Raw genomic sequence first — 4,388 nt, forward strand, 5'->3', positions numbered from 1 at the left:
CGGCGCTCGCGGCGGTGTGCCGGGCCTCCGCGGCGGCCAGCAGCGCCTTCGACGGCACGCAGCCCACGTTCACGCAGGTTCCGCCGATCGTGCCACGCTCGACCATCACCACCCGTTTGCCGAGGTTGACCGCGGCGATGGCGGCGGCGAACGCCGCCGAACCGGAACCGATGATCGCCAGATCGGCGCGCGGGGATGTCGTGGTCATGGCGGGTTCTCCTTGCTGGGGGACTCCGGTCACGGAGCAGGTTGCTATTCGTGTTGACGAATATCTCCGGGCATCATACTATGCGCTTATCCGAATAGTTCAACTCTCTTTGTGGAGGCCATCCCCCGTGCCCCGGTCCACGACCGCCGCCGTCACCGCGCCCGGCGGCGAGACGGCCTGCACGCATCTGGATGCGACGGCGAAGTTCTTTCGCGCGTTGTCGGATCGACGCGGTTGAAGCTGCTGGAGTTCATCCTGGCCGCCGAACGCACCTCCGCGGAGTGTGTCGAGCACGCCGGCATCTCCCAGCCGCGGGTGTCGGTGCACCTGTCCTGCCTGGCCGACTGCGGTTATGTGACCGCGCGCCGCGACGGCAAGAAGCTGCGCTACTCCGTCGGCGACCCACGCGTGGCGGACCTGGTGATGCTGGCCCGCTCCCTCGCCGCCGACAACGCCGCCGCGCTGACCTGCTGCACCCGCATCGACACCCCTCAAGGGAACGGAGGCCGGTAATCATGAACGCACGCAACGACTCCACGGGGATCGGCGGCCCGCTCGCGGTGGCGGGTGCCGCCATCAGCGGCGATGAAGCGGCCTTCTGTCGCCAGGTGAACTGCACGTAGAGCACCACTGCGGCCCCGGCGGCCGCGAGTGTTTCACGGCTGTCCAACCAGTTTCGCCGGCAACGGTCAGAGAGTAGATGGCCGAGCCCGTGGCTGCTGTGACCAGCAGTGCGCAAGAACGTCTAATGACGGCTGGGGCGTCCGTGCCGGGGGCAACGGTGGCAGCACACGCAGCAGGCCGAACAGCACAATCAGGCCGACCGGGATGTTGATGAAGAACACCCATGGCCAGCCTGGTCCGGCGGTGATCAGTCCGCCGAGCAGAACCCCTACCGCCGCGCCCCCGCCGCCCAAGGCCGACCAGATACCCAGGGCGCGATTGCGTTCATCCCCGACGAACAACCGAATGACCACCGACAAGGCCGCTGGTGAGAGCATCGCCGCTCCGACGCCCTGCGCGACTCCGCCGCCGAGCAACCACCCGGCGTTCTCGGCGAGCCCGGCTGTCAGGGATCCGCGGTGAAGGCGACCAGGCCTGCGAAGACAAGCGGCTTGGCCCCGTTCAGGTCTGCACTTCGTCCACCGAGCAGCATCAAACCGCCGAACGTCAGGGTGTATGCGGCAACCACCCACGTCAGCGCCTCGCGCGACAGGTTCAGATCCGTACCCACCTGAGGTAGCGCGATCGCCACGACGGTGACGTCGAGGATCAGCATGAATTGGGCCGTGCCCAACAAGACAAGTGCAATCCAGCGCTTCGGGTGCAGCCCCTCGCCGGCTTCCGAAGTGTTCGTCGCGGTAGTCATCGCGGTCTCCTAAGTCATACACAAGCGTACGAGTTAGTCGCTGGTACGATAACTCATACAGTCATGTACGGGAAGTGGGGCATCAGTGTCGACCGCCTCTCCGCGGGTCAACTTCAAAAGGGCTGACGCCGTGCGGAACGTCGAGCGCATCCTTGACGCCGCGATTGCCTGCCTGACCCAGCGCCCCACCGCGACGATGGCTGACATCGCCAAGGAGGCGGGACTCGGACGGGTGACCGTCTACGGTCACTTTGCCTCTCGTCCGGTGCTCATCGACGCTGTCGTCGCTCGTGTGATCGAGCGCGGCGAGCGGACGTTGGCCGCGGTCGACATCGAGGGAGACCCGCGGGAAGCGCTGGCCCGTGTAATCGAGAGCAGCTGGCAGTTGGTGGACCAGGCGCGCTCGGTCATCGACGCCACTGCAGAGGAGCTCTCGCCAGAGCGCATCCGCCAACTCCACGACAGCCCGGCAGCCAGAGTTGGATCACTGATTGAACGTGGTCGTCGTGAAGGGTTGTTCCGGACCGATATGCCGACCTCATGGCAACTCGCCGTGCTCCACCAAGTCCTTCATGGCGCAGCGGCGGAGATTGCCTTCGGTCGCCTCGAGGCCGTCGACGCACCGCGAGTCATCATCACGACCGTCTTCACGCTGCTCGACGCCCACTGACCCGCCAGATCAGCAGTGCGCTCTGCGCGCAGGGCGTCAACGAGGGGCAACAGCAGACGTTGGTGCATCTGCACAAAAGCGTGGCAAGCTCGAATGTGCACCGTGCCCGGAAGCTACGGGGCGACCTGGGCTGAGCCGTCGCCCCCACATCACGATGGGCCGTGTGCCGTAGTGCCAATCATGTCGTTCCCGCCGTCGTGGTGAGTGTTGTTGGCGTTCTGTCCGATTGGTCCGATGGCGTTGCCTACGCCGAAGGACAGTGCAAGTACCGCAACCGTGGCTACAGCGAACCCGCCAAGTATGAATGGGGTTTTCATAGGATTTGAGGCTCCTACTCATCTACGTTTCGCGGGCAAAACCTCTTCGGCGACCGACGAGGCGCAGAATGCGCACGTCGTCCCGGAATGGTGTAAGTGGTGGTGATCACGGTGACGTCCTTTCTATTGGTGATTGCGAAAAAGTGTGCGCAAGTCAGGATTTGACGAGCCGGGCGATCGCATCGGAGGCTTCCCTGAGCTCGTCCTCGGCGGCCGGACCGTCAACAGTCGCCGCCCGAACGACACAGCGAGTCAGGTGCTCATCCAGCAAACCGAGTGATACCGACTGCAAGGCCTTGGTCAGTGCGGCGATTTGCGTGAGGACATCAATGCAGTACTGCTCCTCCTCCACCATTCGCTGAACTCCTCTGGCTTGGCCCTCGATGCGGCGCAAGCGCTTGAGGTAGTCGTCTTTGCTGTGCAGATACCCGCGCTCGGTGTTGTGGTCATGGTCTTGGCAGTTCATACCCGTTGTCCCTCTGTCATCTTCAGCCCTCAGCGGCCCGGCTTGACCGGCTATCGCTACGTACCCCCATGGGGTACCTGCTGTACAGTACACCATACCCCTATAGGGTATTAATCCTGAGCGGGTCCGCATTCCAGCGCTGCCAAAGAAAGCCCGCTCAGGTCACGGTTCAATACCCCCTACGAGTACGGAGTACAGATGTCATCGCCAACCGCACCATCTGCGGGCACCGCCCGCTGGTGGGCCCTCGCACTGATTGCCACCGCGCAGTTCATGGTCATAATGGACACCTCCATCATTGGAGTCGCGTTGCCTGAGATGCAGGCCGATCTCGGCTTTACCCAGCACAATCTGTCGTGGGTCTTCAACGCCTATGTCGTCGCTTTCGGCGGGTTGCTACTGCTCGGCGGGCGACTGTCCGACTTGTTCGGCGCTCGACGTATGTTCGCCACGGGGTGGGTCATCCTGTTGGTGGGCTCCTTCGTCGCCGGCATTGCCGGTAACGTCGGCGTCGAGCTCGCCGGCCGCGTCGTCCAGGGCATGGGCGCAGCGCTTATCGCACCATCAGCACTGACCTTGCTGATGATGCTGTTCGGGTCCAACCCCAAAGAACTCACCAAAGCGCTGGCACTCTATGGCGCGGCCGCTCCCGCCGGCGGCACTGCTGGTGTATTTCTCGGTGGCGTACTCACCGAATACGCCTCATGGCCCTGGGTTTTCTACATCAACATCCCCATTGCGGTCGTCGCACTGCTGGCCGCTCGGGCCCTGATGCCCAGCGGCGCCATGGGCGGGGGCGGATCGATCGATCTGTTCGGTGCGCTCACAGTGACCCTCGGTCTGGCGGCTGCGGTCTATGGCATCGTTCGCGCCCCTGAATCCGGCTGGAACTCAAGCGAAACATGGGTGGCCCTCGGTATCGCCGCTCTGCTCCTGATCGCCTTCTTCGTCTCCCAAGCCAAAACGCGTGACCCACTAATGCGGCTATCGATCTTCCGAACCCCCAACCTGGGGGCGGCCAACCTCGCCCAGTTACTACTAGGCGCCGCGTGGATCCCGATGTGGTTCTTCTGACGGCGCTCATTGAAATTCCCCAGTAACGCTCACTGAAATTCCCCACCCGTGTGGCACCGCCAACGAGGGCGGGTCTCCCTCGATGCTGATGGTCTCTGACCACTCATCAGCTACTCGAAGGAGACCCGCTTTCTCATGCTTACATGGGAGGACGATATGGAAGTACACGCCCTGCACAAACGAGGGTTGACGATCTCGGCGATCGCCCGCCACACCGGCCGAGACCGCAAAACGGTCCGCGCCTATCTCAACGGCACCCGCTCGCCCGGCGAGCGGGGCGCGCA

The 4,388-nt window shown here is 63.8% G+C and carries 5 protein-coding genes and 3 pseudogenes; 4 read left to right on the forward strand and 4 right to left on the reverse strand.

Annotation, left to right across the window (positions count from 1 at the left end):
* Positions 1–208: FAD-dependent oxidoreductase (locus W823_RS52105; protein WP_038254456.1), on the reverse strand; the 208-nt coding region annotated here is incomplete at its 3' end.
* 127 nt (positions 209–335) lie between these two features.
* On the opposite strand from W823_RS52105, the pseudogene W823_RS52110 reads away from it, so the two are divergent.
* Positions 336–721, forward strand: a pseudogene (locus W823_RS52110) (ArsR/SmtB family transcription factor).
* Positions 722–897: 176 nt separating this feature from the next.
* Here the strand turns inward: W823_RS52110 and W823_RS59110 are convergent.
* Both W823_RS59110 and W823_RS59380 read right to left on the reverse strand, forming a co-directional pair.
* Positions 898–1,389, reverse strand: a complete 492-nt coding sequence (locus W823_RS59110) for an MFS transporter (protein WP_255326378.1) — start codon at positions 1,387–1,389, stop codon at positions 898–900.
* Positions 1,278–1,577, reverse strand: coding sequence for an MFS transporter (locus W823_RS59380; RefSeq protein ID WP_023961969.1), 300 nt, complete (start codon positions 1,575–1,577; stop codon positions 1,278–1,280). The genes W823_RS59110 and W823_RS59380 overlap by 112 nt, the downstream gene beginning before the upstream one ends.
* Before the next feature lie 85 nt (positions 1,578–1,662).
* Here W823_RS59380 and W823_RS52120 point away from each other — a divergent pair, with 85 nt between their 5' ends.
* Entirely contained in the window at positions 1,663–2,247 is a 585-nt protein-coding gene (locus W823_RS52120) for a TetR/AcrR family transcriptional regulator (protein ID WP_023961970.1), read from the forward strand.
* Between the two features lie 471 nt (positions 2,248–2,718).
* On the opposite strand, the gene W823_RS52125 is transcribed toward W823_RS52120, so the two are convergent.
* A complete protein-coding gene (locus tag W823_RS52125; RefSeq protein ID WP_023961971.1) occupies positions 2,719–3,030 on the reverse strand; it encodes a metal-sensitive transcriptional regulator in 312 nt (103 codons plus the stop codon).
* A gap of 198 nt (positions 3,031–3,228) precedes the next feature.
* On the opposite strand from W823_RS52125, the pseudogene W823_RS52130 reads away from it, so the two are divergent.
* Together W823_RS52130 and W823_RS57905 are read left to right on the forward strand one after the other, a co-directional pair.
* Positions 3,229–4,101 (forward strand): annotated as a pseudogene (locus W823_RS52130) (MFS transporter); the annotation flags it as partial.
* Between the two features lie 138 nt (positions 4,102–4,239).
* Positions 4,240–4,388, forward strand: a pseudogene (locus W823_RS57905) (IS21 family transposase); the annotation flags it as partial.

The organism is Williamsia sp. D3 (genome assembly GCF_000506245.1).
GTDB lineage: Bacteria > Actinomycetota > Actinomycetes > Mycobacteriales > Mycobacteriaceae > Williamsia > Williamsia muralis.